Consider the following 19451-nt stretch of genomic DNA (forward strand, 5'->3'; position numbering starts at 1 on the left):
GATAAAGTCATTTGGAAGGGCAATATTGCTACTTTTGGAAAGAGTATTAGAAATTTATGTGTAAAATTGTTTGTTTTCACCAAAAAAGTATGAATGATTTAGCAAGATTGATCTTAATATGTATAAAAGATATCCGATTTCTTTGAAAGGAGCATTTCGTAAATGCAAACGTGTGGCTTAAATTTTTTGGAACAATTTGATTCGAGGAATGGAATTAGTGTGACAGTCAAAAAAACGGATAAATCCTAAATGGGATTATCAGGTTTACTTTTCTTTATTTTTACTTTTATGATAATTTGAGTTCGTTAAACACATAAAAATACTGGTTGACAATACCATAAATACAGCATTAGTATGTAAATCAAAATATAGCAAGCGTTTACATTGGACGATTTTGGATCGATATCAGTTGTGTTAAGGAATGAATTTTATGTACTTAGGTTTGTGCACGACTTATTGCAAACGTTTGCACTGATTTCATGATTTTTGTGATGTTCTTTTACTTTGATAAGGATGGTGATGCTGTTAATCTGGTTTGACGAGCCGCACACATAGACCTTCTCCAACCACAGAAGGAAGACGCATGATTTCATAACCTCAGAATAATTGGCGGGGTTCGAGAAATTATGTATCCGCTTGCACAAAGGGAATTCATAATTATGGGAGGTTTTACAAAAATGAAAATAAATTTATGGGGTAAGAGGACGTTCGCGATCTTTATGATCGTTGCTCTTGTGTTCTCCAGTCTCGGCTTACACCCAGTTAAGGTTTCAGCAGAAACGACAAAGGTAGTTTTGGTCGGTGATTTGCAATCACAGTTTATTTTTACTGGGGCGGAAAATCCCGGCAAGGAGTGGGATGAGGCATCAGTAGTCACCCAAATGACTTACTCAGACAATGGGTTGTATTCTTTTAATGGGACTCTGCCAGCAGGAGAATATAATTATAAGGTTGCTCTGAACGATAGTTTTGATGAGAGTTATGGCTACGGAAATTACACCAATCCTAATGGAGTTAATAATAAAGGCGATATCCACATCAAGCTAGAAACAGAAACGACTGTAACCTTTTATTATAATGACATCACTCATAAAATAGCTGATTCTACGTATTACACGCCAATTACGCCTAAATTGACAGGAAACCTGCCAGCAGAGGCGTTGTCCACATTAACAGATCCTGATTTTGATGGTGTGTACAGTACAGTTGTTACTGTGCCTCAGGGAGATTACACATATAAGGTTTCTGTTCCAGGAGCCACAGAAGCAGAGTATATGTCTTATCCAGAAAGCGATCTAGCGTTGAGCCTACCGTTAGATCTTAAGGTAACCTTCAAGTACAATACTGCAGATCACAGTGTGACCGCAGAATATAAAATCCCTACTGAACCTGTAGAGGTTACACCTGTTCCAGCAGGGCACATTCGTGTTCACTACAAAGCTAGTGATTACACCGATAAGGGATTGTGGTTATGGGGTGATGTTGTAAGCCCTTCTGTTGATTGGGCTATGGGTGCGACCCCTTTTCCTGATGGACAAATGGATTCCTATGGTGCATATGTTGATGTGCCGATTAAGGATGGGGCTAAGAAAATCTCATTCATCGCACTTCAGCGTGCAAGTGGTGCTAAAGATGGAGGAGATAAGAACTTCTCAATTAATACTCCACAAACTAATGAAGTATGGATCACAGAAGGCTCTGATGTAGTTACGCCTTATGAACCGGTTAAGCTTCCTGCAAATACCGTTCGGATCCATTATATGAGATCAGATTCCAATCAAAGTCAGTATGGATTATGGTTGTGGGAAGATGTAGCAGTTTCACTTAAGGATTGGCCTAAAGATGCAATTCCATTCCAAGCCGATCAAGTAGGTCGCTTTGGTGCTTATATTGATATTCCATTGAAAGAAGCTGCAAAAAAAATTGGGTTTCTCGTAGTGAACCCGTTGAATGGCGATAATAAAGACGGCGGTGACAAAGGATTTACTCTACTGGATCGTTACAACCAGCTGTGGATAAAAGAAGGAGACAACAATGTATATGTTTCACCATTTGGTGAAACACCTATCGGTTTAGTATCTGCTGAAGTGTTGTCGACGAGCAAAATCCTTCTTGGTTTCACGTTAACTGACGGCTTGGATGCAGCAGCATTGAAGAATGAGATTACCGTTAAAGATAAAGATGGTGTTGCTATTCCTGTATCGGCTGTAACCATTACTAGCAAAACTTCAATTGAAGTTGATACAAAAGCCTTTGATCTGGATAAAGTTCCGCTTAGCGTTACTTATTCAGGCAAAACGGTCTCTGCGGCTAGTGGTTGGAGAATGCTTGATGAAATGTACAATTATACAGGAGATGATCTAGGGGCTACGTACAACGCTGACAAAACAGCCACGTTAAAATTGTGGGCTCCTAAAGCTAGCTCGGTTGTCGTAAATGTGTACGATAAGAATGACTCCAACGTGCTTGTGGGCAGTGTTGACTTAACGAGTGGAGATCAAGGGGTCTGGTCGGTTGATTTGAAGCCGACTGATTTGACAGGCACGACTACAAACGATGTAAGAGGATTCTTTTATCAATATGAAGTGACGAATGACGGTGTAACCAATAAGGTCCTTGATCCTTATGCTAAATCAATGGCGGTATTTACTATGGATACCACAGGTGCAGCTGGTGCTGGCGGGGATACAGTCGGTAAAGCGGCTATCGTTGATTTAAGACAGACGAACCCGGATACCTTTGGTTATGCTGATATTAAAGGCTACGAAAAACGCGAGGACGCAATCATTTATGAAGTCCACGTCAGAGACTTTACATCCGATGTATCGATCGAAGATAGTCTGAGTGGCGAAAGATGGGGCTCTTATAGCGCTTTTGAAAAGAAGCTCGATTATATTAAATCTCTCGGTGTAACTCATATTCAATTGCTTCCTGTAATGGCTTGGTATTACGGGGACGAAACGAAGATGGGGACTAGAGAAACAGATTATTCCGCTAAAAACAATGAATACAACTGGGGATATGATCCTCACAACTACTTCTCTCCAGATGGTGCTTATTCGCAGAAACCTGCTGATCCTGAGGAGCGGATTAAAGAATTAAAAGGATTGATTGACGCCGTACATGAAGCTGGAATGGGTGTCATTCTGGATGTAGTGTACACACATATGGCTAAAAAAGAATTCTTAAACGACATCGTACCTAATTACTACGCGTTCCAAGATGCAAATGGCAACTTTATCGGAGGTTTCGGAAACAATCTGGCCACTAACCATAAAATGGCTGAGAAGTTGATGGTTGATTCCGTGAAATACTGGTTTGAAGAGTACAAGATAGATGGAATGCGCTGGGATATGATGGGCGATGCGACAGCGGAGGCTGTTCAGAATGCTTATGATGCCGCGGCAGAAATTAATCCGAAGGCACTTTTTATCGGTGAAGGCTGGAGAACATTCGGTGGTGCCGCAGCTGATCCTTCCCTTGCTGGAAAAGGGGCAGATCAGGACTGGATGGATAAAACGGATAGCGTCGGTGTTTTCTCTGACGAATTCCGCAATGAATTGAAATCTGGTTATGGTTCCGAAGGTCAACCTAGATTTATTACAGGCGGAGCGCGTCCAATAGCGACAATCTTTAACAATATTAAGGCGGAGCCCTCAAATACGCCTGCTGATGATCCAGGTGATATCGTTCCGTACATCGAAGCGCATGATAACCTGACGCTGCACGATGTTATTGCACAAACGATCAAGAAAGATCCTGCCATTGAGAAGAATGAGCTTGAAATCCAGAAACGGATTAGACTTGGAAACATGCTTGTTCTAACCTCCCAAGGCACTGCCTTCATTCATGCAGGCCAGGAATATGGGCGTACCAAGCAATGGAATAGCACTTCGGTTCCTCAGGATAAATACACTGAAATGTTTGATAGTGAAGGCAAATCCTTTGGTTATTTTATTCATGATTCGTATGATTCTTCGGATGCTGTCAACATGTTTGATTGGACCAAAGCAACGGATGAATCACAATTCCCAGTACAGAATACGACAAGAAAATATACGTCAGGTCTGATGGAATTGAGAAAGTCTACCGATGCATTCCGATTGGGCGACAAGGATCTGGTTGATTCCAATGTTAACCTAATTCCTGCACCAGAAATGAAGACTGATGATCTTGTCATTGGTTATTCAAACAAAGCTACTGATGGCACAGGTATCTATTATGTCTTCATGAATGGCGATAGCACAGCTAGAACTCTTACTTTATCAGAGGATTTGACGAGTGGTCAGGTGCTTGTTGACAATGATGAAGCTGGTGTTACTGCGGTTAGTCAACAGAGTGGTTTCATTTTAACTGCTAATTCAATCAAGCTAGATCCTTTGACTGCAGTGATTATCAAAATGGAAGCTGAAGCCGCTACGCTTACTTCTATAGAGACCGATAGTACAAGCTACACGCTGGCAGCAGGCAATACGCATCAAACAGCTGTTTTTGCGAAGTACGACGACAACAGCAGAAGAAATGTTACGCAATTGGCTACTTACACTTCCAATAAGCCTGAAGTGGCTACAGTAACCAATAAAGGTCAAGTGAAGGCAGTTGGTAATGGAACAGCTGTAATTACCATTACTTATGGCGGTATTTCTACAACCGTTACAGTTAAGGTTACGGATAAGAGATATGTTCTGTTCACTTATACCCGTAGTGATAAGGATTATAAGGATTGGAACATCTGGGTCTGGAATACAGGAGTTAAAAATGATCAGATTGATTTTACAACCTTTAAGAATGGCACAGCGAGTGTTTTGATTGAGGTTGCTGAGAATGCGACAAGTGTAGGGTTCGTCCTTCGTAAAGGTACCGATTGGTCGATTAAGGACCCCTACGGGGATGACCGTATCATTCCGCTGACGCCTGGTGAATTATTCACTAAAGTGAATGTAACTAGCGGGGTGAAGGAGTTTGATATCAAACCAAGTATTAGCGGTCCTATCCTTAAGGATGGAACGATTACTTTTAGATATCGCGATGATGCCTTGTTCCGTAATGGAAATATGGATGCGATCACAGCTGCAAAAGTAAAAGTGAATGGAAAAATATATCCAATGGTTTATGATTCCGCTAACGAGTGGTTCACTTACACGTTGACTGATTTAGTAGAAGGTACGTATAAGTATACGTTCTTGATCACGAAAAACGGAATCACTACTGAATTTACAGATCCTAAGAATACAGTGAATGATGAATCTATTGTTGTGTATCATATTCCTGACGTTAAGATTACGACATCCGTGAATCCGGAAGCAGTTGCATCTAATCAGAATGCGGTTGTAACCATCAATGTAGTGACTTCAGAAGAGGTAACATATTCAGAGGGATACATGGATTTAACCAATCTTGGAGGACCAAGCAAAGTTAAGCTGGATACGGGGCTGATGAAGCAGACAGTTGCTGTGAAGGACACGGTGTCAGCGGGGATTAAAAATATTCCGATTACGCTCGTGGACCAGTACGGAAATACACATAAAGAAAATGCTAAACTCGAGGTAAAAGCGAGAACCTACACAGGTGATAAGCTGGATTTTGATTGGGATGAGGCTCGTATATACTTCGCGCTTACAGACCGCTTCAAAGACGGAGATCCAACAAATAATGAGAATGTAGATAAAGATCAACTGGAAGCATACCACGGTGGTGATTTCCGAGGAATGATCGACAATCTCGATTATTTGCAAGAACTTGGTATTAACACGCTTTGGATTACGCCAATTGTAGATAATATTGATTTTAATAAAGGTGATGGATTCAAACAATACGGATATCATGGCTATTGGGCCAAGGACTTTACAAAGCTCGACGAGCATCTTGGTGATATGGAGACCTTCAAGGAATTGATCGAAAAGGCACATGACAAGGGCATTAAGATCATGGTCGACGTTGTACTCAATCATACGGGCTACGGTTTAAAGGTTGAGGATAAAGAGCCGACGATTACAGCTGAGGATAAAGCACGTTTTGAAGGAATGCTTCGTACGGATGGTGTATCCGCGGATACAGATCCAATCAAAGGCGAGCTTGCAGGATTGCCGGATTTCAAAACGGAAGATCCAGCCGTCCGTGATAAAATTATCGCTTGGCAAACAGGGTGGTTAGATAACGCTCGGACGGAACGTGGAGATACGATTGACTATTTCCGTGTGGATACAGTCAAACATGTAGAAGATACAACTTGGAAAGCATTTAAAAATGCACTGACTTCAATTGATCCAAACTTCAAAATGACCGGTGAATACTTTGGCGGAACCATTGATAGCAATGGTGGAATGCTCGAAACAGGCCAGATGGACGGACTGCTTGATTTTGGATTTAATGATGCTGCGAAAGACTTTACTGATGGTAAAGTTAACAGTGTTGATTCCTATTTGCAGGAACGAGAGTTAAAGATTGATAACACGAAGATGATGGCTCAATTCCTGAGTAGTCATGATGAGGATGGCTTCTTGTCTAATTATGTGGATGGAGATAAAGGCAAGCTGAAAATCGCAGCCGCTCTGCAAATCACAGCCAAGGGACAGCCAGTCATTTACTACGGAGAAGAACTGGGGAAATCGGGCAAAAATGCAGGAGACATGTCTAAAGGTGAGTTCAGTGAGAACCGTAAAGATATGCCTTGGGATCAGTTGACTGCAGAAAAGCCACTTCATGATCATTATCAGAAGCTGTTGAATATCCGTGCAAAATACTCCAAAGTGTATTCCAAAGGGACGCGCACGAAGCTGGCAGGTTCAGATGATTTAGGTTATTTAGCCTTCAATAAGTCTTACGATAATGAGAACGTCGTGACGGTTATTAACACTAAGACAAGTGAGGAATCCGCAACGATTCCAGTACCGTTTGCTGCCAATTCATCTGTAAAGGATGAGTACAGCGGTAAAACATACACGGTATCCGAAGATCAAAAAGTAATCATTGATCTACCAGGTAGAGATGATGGGGGTACGGTTATTCTAGCTGCTGTATCTAAAGTGACACCAACACCAACCTCAGGTGGTGCTGTAGTTAGCCCAACAACTCCTGCTGATATGCAAGTTGTCAGTGAGGACAGTTTGAAGAATGGTAAAGATGGAAAGGTACAAATCGATATTGCTGCAGGTAAGACAGCGGTATTGTTACCGTTGCAAGCAGCAAAAACATTGGGATCTAATGATCTAGTATTTAAAGTGGGGGATCTATTGGTTACTATCCCTAACAAACTGTTAAGCACAATACCAAGTTTAGCTTCAGGTGTGGATGCGGAAGGTGCTCATATCCTGTTGGAGCTGAAACCATTGGTCCAGTCTGCTACAAAAGCATTAGTCGATGGTTTAAACAAAGAGGTGGGGACCGTAACTTCGCTTTCCGATGTGTTTGAACTGAGACTTAGCGTTCTGAAGAAAGATGGTACCCGGATTGTAGTTAAGAAGTTCGATGAGCCAATCACAATATCGTTTAAGATTAAAGGTCAATCGAATAAAGATCTATTGGGGATTTACTATTTAGGAGATAATGGCGAGCTTGAGTACGTAGGTGGACAGCTGAAGGGAGACGTGATATCCACACAAGTCATGCACTTTAGTAAATATGCCGTACTTGAGATTGTGAAGTCGTTTAAGGATGTTCCAACTACTTATTGGGCATTCCATGCCATTCAGTCTCTTGCTGCAAAACAAATTATTTCAGGGGTTACGACAACCGAATTTAATCCGAAGAGCAATGTTAGTCGTGCGGAATTTACCGCATTACTAGTTCGTGCACTTGGTTTAAATGCGGAAGGACCAGTTCAATTTACTGATATCAAGTCAGATGCATGGTATTCATCATACGTAGCAACAGCGTCTAAGCTGGGCATTGTTAGTGGTCGAAGCAAGGATAATTTTGCGCCGAATGCATCCATTACCCGTGAGGAAATGGCTATCATGGTGATCCGTGCGCTTGAAGTGAAGTCTGGTAAGAAGATCGAACCAGCAGTGGGTGTCACGACATTTGCAGATGCATCTAGCATTAGCAAGTGGGCAGATAGCTACGTGAAGACAGCAGCAGGTCTAGGGCTTCTCCAAGGCAGAGAGAACAATCAATTTGCTCCAAAAGGGTGGATGACCCGCGCAGAAAGCGCACAGATTATTTATACACTACTGAGCAAGTAAACTGGACTTCGGTGTGCTGATTGTTAGTGCACCGAAGTATTAGTAATTGGCTAGTAATGTGACAGTCATTCTTAGTCATCTCTAATAGAAAACAGGGTATCCCACAGCTATCATAGCTAGTGAGATACCCTGTTTTGTTATGTTTTATACGGCCAAAGGCATTTAAATCTAGTTGATTGCTTTAAGTATAGCGAAACCATAAGCAGGCATCTTCACGTTCAGCTTGCCACGCTCAGCACGCACTGTATCGGCCGTGAACAAGTTCTCCCAATTTCGCTCGTCTACGTCAATACGGAACGTTTGAGCGGTCTCTTCGCTATTGATCAGTACAACTATAGTCTCAAGATCCAATCGGCGCTCATAGGCTATCTTACTGCCTTGTCGACCTGCCTCCAAGAAAGTAAACGTCCCCGTACGAAGTGCAGGTTGCTCATTGCGGATTTGAATGAGCTGACGGTAGAATTCGAACAGATCACGATCCTGCTTCTCAGGGTTCCACTCCATGCATTTACGACAACCTGGGTCACCCTCGCCGTCCATTCCGAACTCGTCGCCATAATAGATACAAGGAGTACCCATAAAGGTGAACTGGAATAGTGCAGCTAATCGCATTTTATTTTTGTCCCCCGCAGCCAGCGTAAGTAAGCGTGGAGTGTCATGACTATCTAACAGATTGAAGGCAACTTCACTTGCTTGCAGTGGGTAGCGCGATAACTGTCTACCAATAGAGTTGGCAAACCCCTCTGCATCAAGGTTACCATGAACAAAAAAGTCTAAGACAGCATCAGTGAAGGGATAGTTCATGACGGCATCGAATTTATCACCCTCCAGCCACGGAGCAGACTCATGCCAGATTTCTCCAAGGATGTAGGCCTCCGGATTAGCGCGCTTTACCACCTTGCGGAATTCACGCCAGAAATCATGATCTACTTCATTGGCTACGTCGAGGCGCCAACCATCGATTCCAACTTCTGTAATCCAGAATTCAGCGACCTTCAGTAAGTACTCTTTAACTTCAGGATGTTCGGTATTAAGCTTTGGCATATGTGGTTCAAAGGCAAAAGTATCATAAGTAGGAATCCCGTTTACAACTTGAAGCGGAAACTCACGAATATGGAACCAGTCTTTATAAATGGAGTCTTCTCCCTTTTCCTGAACATCTAAAAATGGAGCGAAGGTTCCACCGGAGTGGTTGAATACTGCGTCTAACAGCACACGAATACCACGTTTATGGCAGAGTTCGACGAGTTTTTTTAACGTTGCAATATCCCCGAAATGCGGATCAACTTTCATGTAATCTTCTGTATCGTATTTATGATTAGTAGTTGCAGTGAAGAGTGGTGTGAAATAAATAGCATTGATGCCAAGCTCGTTAAGATGATCCAGATGATCAATAACCCCTTGCAGATCGCCGCCAAAAAAGTTGGTTGGTGTTGGCTCTGCTCCCCATGGCTGAACATCTTTTGGATCAAGGCTAGGGTCGCCATTTGCAAAGCGTTCAGGGAAGATCTGATAGAAAACAGCATCCTTTACCCAGGCAGGTGGAGTGAACACATCAACAGGGTTAATAAATGGGAACTCGAAAAGCTTGTTTGGATTTTCTGGCCGGTTCGTTTGAAAATCATTTTCGGTCATCCAAACCTTCTCGTTATCCTTTTGCAGTAAGAATCCGTATTTCAATCGGCGATAGATGGGAACTGAAGCACATTCCCAATAATCGAACATCGCATCAGAGGTGAAGAGGGTCATGGGAATTAGCTCTTTCGTGGTATCCCAAGTGTACTTATCCCCTGCAAAAGCAAATACTTCTGTTAAATCCCCTTTTTTAGCGCGGAGACGCAAGTGAATCGTACTCTCATTATAGGCATAAGACCAATTTAACCGCGGGCGATGGTACACAGCTTCCAGTAACATGAATAAGTCCTCCTAAAGTTTTGTAAGACCAGCTTCGGCAAAACTACCTCGAAAGCATACGCTTAAGTTTTGTGAGCGATACTTTCCCGAACAATTGATTACTGCGTGTGGGTTTTAGAATGTCGCTATTGTTATTGGTTGCACAGTTTTTTATGCAACATGCGCAAATGATGAGGCAAACTTGCACATAACAAAGAGGCACAACCGCCGCGAAGTAGCTTGTCCGAGGTTGTACCTTTCATAAGTAACATTGCCTTTTAGTTATATAGAACAGGAGGCAGACAATAGATGAAATGATTCATGTTGGGTTGCCTCTTAACGATTTGGATTATAGCATGGAATAAAAGGGCTTTCAATACTCTTGTTCAAACCATTGCACAAATTTTCACTTGAGTATATGAGCGTTTCTACTCTCAGATAATTGTAAATCTATAGGAAAAGTGAATTTGTGGGATATGAGGGGCAAATAAAATAACAATTCCATTTTTAAACACATGAATTATCGATTAATTAAAAGATATCATGTGAAAAATGGAGATAAATGCCTATAGTGTTTATAAATTAATGGAAAATGGTCAAATATGGTATGTGCAAACGTTTTTAAAAACAAACGATACTGTTGTATGATGTATTCATGAATGAAGCGCTTTCTTGCACTGCGAATTGCATCTCAAGAAGGAGCGAGCTAAAAGAATAACTTTTTTTTTAGCTTTTCTGAAATCGTTTGCGCAAATTTCTAGCTCTACTATTTTATCATCTTATGCTTTTTTAAAATTGGGAGGGGTTAAAGTAATGAAGTTAAAAAAAGTGATGGTTATCACCGCTGCTGTCTCTATGGCACTGTCCGTTACAGCGTGTGGTTCGAGCAACAATGGGAATGCCGGGGGAAACAATGCAGCAAAAGCTACTAATGCTGCTAACAACACTACAGAGACTGCAGCGCCAGAGACCACAGATGCAGCAGCAACAGAAGAAATTGTACCTGAAGATGGAGCGACACTAGTTGTATGGGAAAGTAAGGAAGAAAGACCATTCGCAGATGAAATTGCTAAGCAGTTCACAGCAAAATATAACGTTCCAGTCAAGATTGAAGAGTTGGCACCACCAGATCAAGTAACAAAACTTACGCAAGATGGTCCTTCAGGATTAGCAGCAGACGTTGTTCTTATCCCTCACGACAACTTAGGTAAAGCGGCAAGTGCGAGCTTGGTTCTTCCTAATGACGTCTTCGGTGAAGAAACAAAAGCTAGCAATACTGAAGCTTCAATTATCGGATCTTCGTACGATGGCGAATTGTATGGATACCCAAGAGCAGCAGAAACTTATGCATTGTTCTACAATAAATCACTCGTTAAAGAAGCACCTAAGTCTTTCGACGATGTTCTTGCTTTCAGCAAAACATTCACAGATAAATCCAAGAACAGATACGGAATTATGTGGGAAGTAGGAAACCTGTACTTCAACTACATGTTTATCGCTTCTGATGGTGGATATCTATTCGGTAAGGACGGTACAGATAAAGATGACATCGGACTTGCTAATGAAGGAGCTGTTGCAGGACTTAAAGAATTTGTGAAAATGAAAGAAGCATTGCCAATTAAGAGCGGAGATATCAATAGTGATATCAAACGCAGCTTGTTCAACTCAGGTGATGTAGCGATGGATATCACTGGTCCTTGGGAGCTTGGAGGATACAAAGCAGCTCTTGGAGATAACCTTGGTATCGCACCGATCCCTACAGTAAATGGCAAAACAGCTATTACATTCTCTGGTATCAAAATTTTCGCAGTTAACTCGTTTACTCAATATCCGAATGCTGCTAAATTGTACGCTCATTTTGCTTCAAGCAAAGACGCTCAATTGTTACTGAACAAAACGATCGGTTCTGTTCCTACAAACAACGAGGCGCTTCTTGATCCACAAATCGTTAATGATCCATTCGTGTCCGCTTTTGCAGCACAAGCTAAGAGTTCCCAACCAATGCCTTCTATCCCTGAAATGGGTAACGTTTGGAGCCCTGTAAATGCAGCGCTTCCAGAAATTTGGGATAAGGGTGTAGATCCAAAAGCAGCAATGGACAAAGCCGTTCAACAAATCAAAGATTTGAACAACAGTTCATCGCAATAAGGATCATAAATCACAGTCTTAACAGCATACAGTGAATCAAGCTGCCCGTCGCATGTTTAGCGGAGGGCAGCTTCTTATTTTCACTCGGAGAGGAGAACGGAAGCGAAATGCAGCGACATCGCACGAGGGCCGCAGTACTGTCGACGATTTTCATGGGATTGGGACAAATATATAACCGCCAATTCATCAAAGGTATCATGTTTTTAGTTGTAGAAGCCGCCGCTGTTTATTATTTTATTCAGAATCTTGCTACTGCTCTATGGGGTTTTGTTACACTAGGAGAAAACCCTAGCCGTTTGGTAAAAGTAAAAGGCATCGCTAAGATGGTAGCTGGGGATCACTCGATTTATATTTTGATTCAAAGCTTGATCACCATTTTAATGCTTATCATCATAATCCTCGCTTGGTATTTGAACATTAAAGATGCTTATAAGACTGGAGAGAAACGCGATAACGGTCTTCAGGCAAACACCTTTAAACAAAGTGTTCGCTATATACTGGATTATAAGTTCGCTCAGACGTTCTTGGTCTTGCCGGGTATTGGTGTTTTATTCTTTACGATCATGCCAATCATCTTCATGATCCTGCTGGCGTTTACGAACTATTCCGCACCTGATCATCTTCCACCCGCTAAATTGGTTGACTGGGTTGGATTTCAGACTTTCCGAAATTTATTAGTTCTCAAAACATGGAGCCACACTTTTTATGGTGTATTAACATGGACGATTATATGGGCAGTTCTTTCGACGATCACTACATATTTCGGAGGACTATTGGTAGCCTTATTGGTGAGCCAAAAAGGTATTCGTTTCAAAGGAATGTGGAGAGTTATTCTGATTGTACCTTACGCAGTACCGCAGTTAATCTCTTTGCTGCTCATGCGCAATTTATTTAACGGTCAATTCGGTCCGATCAACCAATACCTTGGGTATTTTGGAATGGGTGGATTACCATGGTTGACAGATCCATTCTGGGCTAAGGTTACCGTAATTATTGTTAACATGTGGGTTGGTATTCCAGTCTCGATGTTACTTATTATGGGCGTACTGACTACAATTCCTCGGGATATGTATGAAGCCGCTGAGGTGGATGGAGCATCAGGTTATCAGAAGTTCCGTATCGTTACGTTACCAATGGTATTGTTCTCCACAGCGCCTACTTTAATTACGCAATTCGCAGGTAACATTAACAACTTTAATGCGATCTTCCTATTGACAGGCGGTAGTCCTGTAAATGGTGATTATCAATATGCCGGTTCCACGGACTTGCTAGTAACCTGGCTATACAAATTAACACTTGATCAGAATAAAAACAACATGGCTTCGGCTATAGGGATTATTATCTTTATCATTGTTGCTTCATTCTCCCTGTACAATTACCGCCGGACGAAATCATTCAAAGAGGAGGATATGATCCAATGAGCAGAAAGATCGCGAACTTTATTCGCTTAAGTGGTAGTTACATCATCTTGATTGCTTTGTCGATAGCGGCACTCTATCCGGCCCTCTGGATTCTGTTTGCTTCCTTCCGGCCTGGTAAATCACTGTACAGTAAATCGTTTATCCCTGAGCAATTCACCTTTGATCACTACAGAGAATTGTTCACGTCACCAAGCTATATGTTTGGAACTTGGTATGCGAATACATTGAAGATAGCTATATTCTCCATGCTTATCGGTGTAGTTCTTACCTTGTTAACCAGTTATGCAGTATCCAGATTCCGTTTTAAAGCGCGTAAAACAGCGTTATCTACGGTTCTGATTCTTGGTATGTTCCCTGGTTTTATGAGTATGATTGCCATTTATATGCTCCTTAAGGAGTTTAATTTGCTGGATACGCATATTGCCTTGATTATCGTCTATGCAGCCGGGGCGCCGCTGGGGGGAACCTTTATCGCCAAAGGCTTCCTCGACACGATTCCTCGTTCTTTGGATGAGGCGGCTCGAATAGACGGGGCGAGTAATTTCGGGATCTTTATGCGAGTGATTCTTCCCTTGTCACGTCCTATGATCACTTATATGGCACTGACTCAGTTTGTCGGTCCTTGGGTCGATTTCATTTTCGCCAGACTTATTTTGCGGACAAAGGAGAACTGGACCGTCGCAGTCGGAATGTGGGATATGGTTAACACGAACCAAAACACTAACTTCACCTTATTCTCTGCCGGTGCTGTTCTGATCTCTATCCCGATTATGATTTTGTTTGTATTCTTGCAACGTCTGCTTGTTGATGGATTGACTGCAGGAGCTAGTAAGGGGTAACAATTTCGCTTCATACTAAAGAATGAACTGGGTACAGCCTTTGTACAGAAATGGAAGGCTGTACCCTTTTTCCATCATAGGGAGTGAACTTAATGAAAAAGCTATGGACCCTACAGTTTAGATCAGTTGGGATAAAATTGTTCGTTATTCTTTTCAGCTCCATAGTGCTCTTATCCTCTGTTCTAGGATTGACTTCATATTTTGCTGCCAAAGATATCATTACAGATGAGGTTGCCGCGGCCTCCTCACAGTCTATAGTTCAAGCAGCGGACAAGCTGGATTTTGTTCTAACAGAATACGAAGCGCTCTCAAGGCAGTTTGCCCTCGACTCCACATTAAAAGGTGATTTGGAAAACATAAAAAGTGGAGAACTTACAACGGTAGCCAAAGTTTCCGCAGAAGATCGGATTCGTAGAAAGCTAGACTTAGTTAAAGGATCAGATGAGCGGATGTATGGCGTCAGACTGGTATCTAAGAGCTTGGAAGAAACAGAATCGTATAAATCTACAGGAATTAGTGGCCTTCGTAGTGATGAAGGTATTGCTGAAAGACTGAAACAAATTGCAGATGCTAAAGGGGAGCCAGTGTGGTTTCCGGTTCGTGAGAAGGGCTTCTTTGATTCTTATACTGAACCTACTTTAACTATGGGGAGATTGCTTCGCAATCTTGTACATCCTGAAGCGGAGTATTACATGCTGATCGAAGTTAAAGGCAAGGCAATGACCGAAATGTTGTCTAATCTTCAGATTGGAATTACAGGTGAGATTCGAATTTTGAGCTCAGAAGGTAACATAGTTTATGGTGCGGATCATGCTAAACTGGGTCAACCCTCTTACATAAAAGTATCAGAAGGGCAAGATGTAGAAAAGAAACATTCATTTACAGCAGCCGATGAGAACGGAAGTCCGCAGCTTGTTGTGTATCAGCCTTTAAAGACTGCAAAGTGGACGCTCATGGGATATGCACCCGTTAGTGATTTTACGAAGTCGGCAGATAAGCTTCTTTATATCACGTTCTCTGTGGTGCTGGCAGCTGCCGTGATAGCTCTGCTAATTGGTTATGTTCTTGTTCGTTTGGTTGGGCGTCCACTAGGTAAACTGGCGACCTTAATGGAAGAAGGTGAGCGAGGAAACCTTCGTGTACGAACGAATTTTAAGGGTAAGGATGAGATTGGTCGGCTCGGGCATAGCTTTAACAAAATGATGGAGCAAATTTCTCTACTTGCAAGCCAGAGTGAAATGTCAGCGGATGAAGTGCTTGGTACTTCAGAGCAATTAGTCAAAGCGTCAGGTACAACATCACTTCATGCCAGAGAGGTTGCATCTGCTACGGGTGAAATTGCACTTGGAGCAGCAAGCCTTGCTGTCGAAGCAGAAAAAAGCCATGCTAATGTCGAAATCATTGGCATTAAGATGAGTGAAGTAACTGAACTAAATACAGTAATGGACGCTTCGGCGGAGCGGGTTATTGAGGTTAGTGATCAGGGGACAGAGCTGATGAAGCTGCTGGTAGAGCAGAGTGAATCTACGGTGGAGATGTTCAATCGAATACAAGAGAACTCCAATAAGCTAAGAGAGAGTACTCATTTAATTCGTAGTATTCTTAGTCCTATGATTGCCGTAAATAAGCAGACCAATATTTTGGCGCTAAATGCCACTATAGAGGCGGTAAGAGCCGGTGCAGCAGGCAGAGGCTTTATAGTGATTGCTGATGAAATCAGACAGCTCGCTAACCAATCGAATGAGTCGATCCAATCGGTCTCCAAGATTACGGAAGAGATTGGTCTACACATTGAGAACACGGTAAAAGATATCAATGAGACCGCTCCAAAGTTCCGTGAGCAGATTTCTTCCGTGCGTGAGTCGTCAACGATTTTTGCGAGTGTCAAAGAGGAAATGGAACACTTCATGGGGCATCTTAGTGAATCCTCTGCTTCTATTCATGAACTGATAGAGTTTCAGCGTCAATTAGGTGAATCCATGGCGAGTGTCAGTTCCATTGTGCAGCAGACGACGGCTTCGACGCAGGAGGTAGCTTCGATGTCTTCACAGCAATTTACTGTAAGTGAGGAGCTAGTTTCCTTATCCCAAAAGCTGGAGAGCTTAGCAGCAGATCTTAAGCAATCTATGGTTTCTTTTCAAGTATGAGAATTAAATCTTATTAGTAAAAACAATAAAACGAGCAACTCTCCTGTCTAATGGAGTTTTGCTCGTTTTTTTCTAACTTAATGACTTCAAGTAGCTCTTCTTGTCTTAGAAGTAGTTTGAGAGATACACTTGGGTTAACATTTTAATAGAAGAAAGGAATGATCGATTGACGAAATTGCATCTAAGTCTTAGTGGGAGTCTTTTTCAGCAGGCATTAATCGAAGGGGATTATAGTCCTCATTTTTTTGCTTACTATTATAAACAATGGAACAACTACTATATGACCTACCATCAGCATAATTCAACTGAAATCATGTATTTGATCTCAGGAAGCTGTGTCGTGGATGTCCGTTCAAAAGCAGGTGAAGAAGAGAGATTTAGGTTGAAGCGGGGAGAACTGATCATCCTCGATGCAAATGTACCGCACAGACTGATTGTCGAGGATGGGACGCCCTGCCGAATGCTGAATGTGGAGTTTGGATTTATGGAATATACAGGGGTTGCTCCATCTATCGGCAAGCTCGCTCGGAAAGAAGCGGCACTAGCTGAATGGTTACAGATGCCCTTTTCCAGTCTAGTTATGCCTGATCCGGAGGAAATTTATCATGTTCTAAAAGGACTTGTACTAGAGCTTGATCAAAGTGGCGGGAAAGGCGGAAGTATGGTTGACTTATTGTTCTGTGAGCTTCTGCTTCGATTATCTAGCTTGCGACAGGATCAGCTTCATGCCAGTCAACAGCCTTCGCAGCTCTATGTGCGGCGCAGTATCGAATTCCTGCATCAGAATTACGACCAGAGTATTCAGGTTAAGGATATCGCTGCCGCGGTCAATCTGCATCCCGGATATCTGCATCGTATTTTTAAGTCACATACAGGTAGGACACTCAGTGATTATTTGAATATGCTGCGAATGGAGAAAGCAAAGATGCTGCTGGGGCAGAGTGATATTCCAATTGCTGAAATTGCCGATTATGTAGGGGTTAGTAGCAGACAATATTTTCATCTCCTCTTCAAAAAATATACTGACAACACGCCCGTAGAATATCGTAATTCCATTGAGCGTCATTCTTGGAGTTATGAAGAGATGGATGTTCAATAGATAAGTTAGGATTTTTGACACCTTCCTTCAAAAGAGGTCATGATATTGGTTACGCTTTCCTTAGCGCCCTTGCTACAATGGACAGGAACAATCAATTCATTACCGGAGGATGATAAGGATGTCATTTAAAGTGTCTTTTATAGGGGCAGGCAGCATTGGATTTACCCGTGGATTGTTGCGGGACTTACTAACCGTGCCGGAATTTAATAATATTGAAGTCTCATTTATGGATATTAATAGCCACAACTTGGAGATGGTTACCGAGCTGTGCCAACGTGATATTAAAGAGAATGGATTAAATATTCAAATCCAGGCAACGACGGATCGAAGAGAAGCCTTGAAGGATGCGAAGTATGTATTTTGTACTATTCGTATGGGTGGACTGGAAGCATTTGCTACAGATGTGGATATTCCATTGAAATACGGAGTCGATCAGTGCGTAGGGGATACCCTTTGTGCAGGAGGCATCATGTATGGTCAGCGCGGGATTGCGGAAATGCTAAATATTTGCCGTGATATTAGGGAAATGGCTGCGCCGGATGTACTCCTACTTAACTATTCGAACCCTATGGCTATGCTGACTTGGGCATGCAACAAATACGGTGGTGTACGGACGATTGGTCTGTGTCATGGGGTGCAGCATGGGCATGGACAAATTGCAGATGTGTATGGGCTGAAAAAGTCGGAAGTCGATATTATTTGTGCGGGTATCAATCACCAGACTTGGTATATTTCGGCGAGTCATAAGGGCAAAGATTTGACCGAAGGTCTTTTAGAAGCTTTTGAGAGTCATCCAGAATTCAGTCGCACAGAAAAAGTTCGGATCGACATGCTGCGACGCTTTGGATATTACAGTACAGAATCCAATGGTCATCTAAGTGAATATGTGCCATGGTATCGTAAACGCCGCGATGAAATTATGGATTGGATCGACCTGGGAAGCTGGATTAACGGTGAGACGGGTGGATATCTACGTGTCTGCACCGAAGGGCGGAATTGGTTCGAAACGGATTTTCCAAATTGGATGAAGGACTCGGCATTGGAGTATACAGTGGAGAATCGCGGAGAAGAACATGGTTCGTTTATTATTGAAGGCTTGGAAACGGGCAGAGTGTATAGAGGTCACTTTAACACTGTGAACAATGGCGTGATCTCTAATTTGCCAGATGATGCGATCATCGAAGCACCAGGGTATGTGGATCGGAACGGTATATCGATGCCGCTTGTAGGTGAATTGCCTTTAGGAGCAGCCGCAGTGTGCAACGTTAGTATCTCGGTGCAACGTTTAGCCGTCGAAGCTGCTGTGCACGGCGATGACAAGCTGCTACGTCAAGCATTTATGATGGATCCGTTGGTAGGCGCCGTATGTAACCCGAAAGAAATCTGGCAGATGGTCGATGAGATGCTTGTAGCTGGGGAGCAGTGGCTGCCACAATACAGCGAGGCCATTGCAAAAGCGAAGGAACGCTTAGCTTCAGGAGATCTTATTCCAACGAATGCCAACAATGAAGGCGCAGCCCGCCTGAAGGTAAAGACAGTGGATGAGATGATGGAGGACCGGGAAGCAGCGAATAGAAATGCCAGTGAATCTGATAAAGGCAAGGATAGAGAGAAGGTTCAATAGGTAGTAGAGTTTACAACTCATTTGGAATATGACTCTTGCCATCTATTTTCTGAGTGGTAATAAAAGTATTATGGAACGGTTTAGGACAGTTGAATAG

8 protein-coding genes are annotated in these 19451 nt (G+C 42.4%); 7 read left to right on the forward strand and 1 reads right to left on the reverse strand.

Annotation, left to right across the window (positions count from 1 at the left end):
- The first annotated feature begins 677 nt into the window (after window positions 1-677).
- On the forward strand, window positions 678-8183 hold the full coding sequence (locus MKY99_RS08440; RefSeq protein WP_339269865.1) for a pullulanase: 7506 nt from the start codon (window positions 678-680) through the stop codon (window positions 8181-8183).
- A gap of 168 nt (window positions 8184-8351) precedes the next feature.
- On the opposite strand, the gene MKY99_RS08445 is transcribed toward MKY99_RS08440, so the two are convergent.
- On the reverse strand, window positions 8352-10097 hold the full coding sequence (locus MKY99_RS08445) for an alpha-glycosidase (RefSeq protein ID WP_076300000.1): 1746 nt from the start codon (window positions 10095-10097) through the stop codon (window positions 8352-8354).
- A gap of 792 nt (window positions 10098-10889) precedes the next feature.
- Here MKY99_RS08445 and MKY99_RS08450 point away from each other — a divergent pair.
- The 6 genes from MKY99_RS08450 to MKY99_RS08475 all read left to right on the forward strand — a co-directional run bounded on the left by MKY99_RS08450 (window position 10890) and on the right by MKY99_RS08475 (window position 19354).
- Window positions 10890-12224 (forward strand): maltose ABC transporter substrate-binding protein, encoded by a 1335-nt coding sequence (locus MKY99_RS08450; RefSeq protein WP_339269867.1) that lies wholly within the window; start codon window positions 10890-10892, stop codon window positions 12222-12224.
- 107 nt (window positions 12225-12331) lie between these two features.
- Window positions 12332-13645 carry a sugar ABC transporter permease gene (locus MKY99_RS08455; protein WP_042125830.1) on the forward strand — a complete coding sequence of 438 codons (1314 nt, stop codon included), beginning with the start codon at window positions 12332-12334 and terminating at the stop codon, window positions 13643-13645.
- A complete protein-coding gene (locus tag MKY99_RS08460) occupies window positions 13642-14484 on the forward strand; it encodes a sugar ABC transporter permease (protein ID WP_339269869.1) in 843 nt (280 codons plus the stop codon). Before MKY99_RS08455 ends, MKY99_RS08460 begins: the two co-directional genes overlap by 4 nt.
- 92 nt (window positions 14485-14576) lie before the next feature.
- Entirely contained in the window at window positions 14577-16631 is a 2055-nt protein-coding gene (locus MKY99_RS08465) for a methyl-accepting chemotaxis protein (RefSeq protein ID WP_339269871.1), read from the forward strand.
- 175 nt (window positions 16632-16806) lie between these two features.
- A complete protein-coding gene (locus MKY99_RS08470; RefSeq protein ID WP_339271554.1) occupies window positions 16807-17730 on the forward strand; it encodes an AraC family transcriptional regulator in 924 nt (307 codons plus the stop codon).
- Between the two features lie 118 nt (window positions 17731-17848).
- Window positions 17849-19354, forward strand: a complete 1506-nt coding sequence (locus MKY99_RS08475; protein ID WP_339269873.1) for an alpha-glucosidase/alpha-galactosidase — start codon at window positions 17849-17851, stop codon at window positions 19352-19354.
- Window positions 19355-19451 lie beyond the last annotated feature (97 nt).

The sequence above is a fragment of the Paenibacillus sp. FSL R5-0470 genome (assembly GCF_037975205.1).
In the GTDB taxonomy this organism is placed as follows: Bacteria; Bacillota; Bacilli; order Paenibacillales; family Paenibacillaceae; genus Paenibacillus_AQ.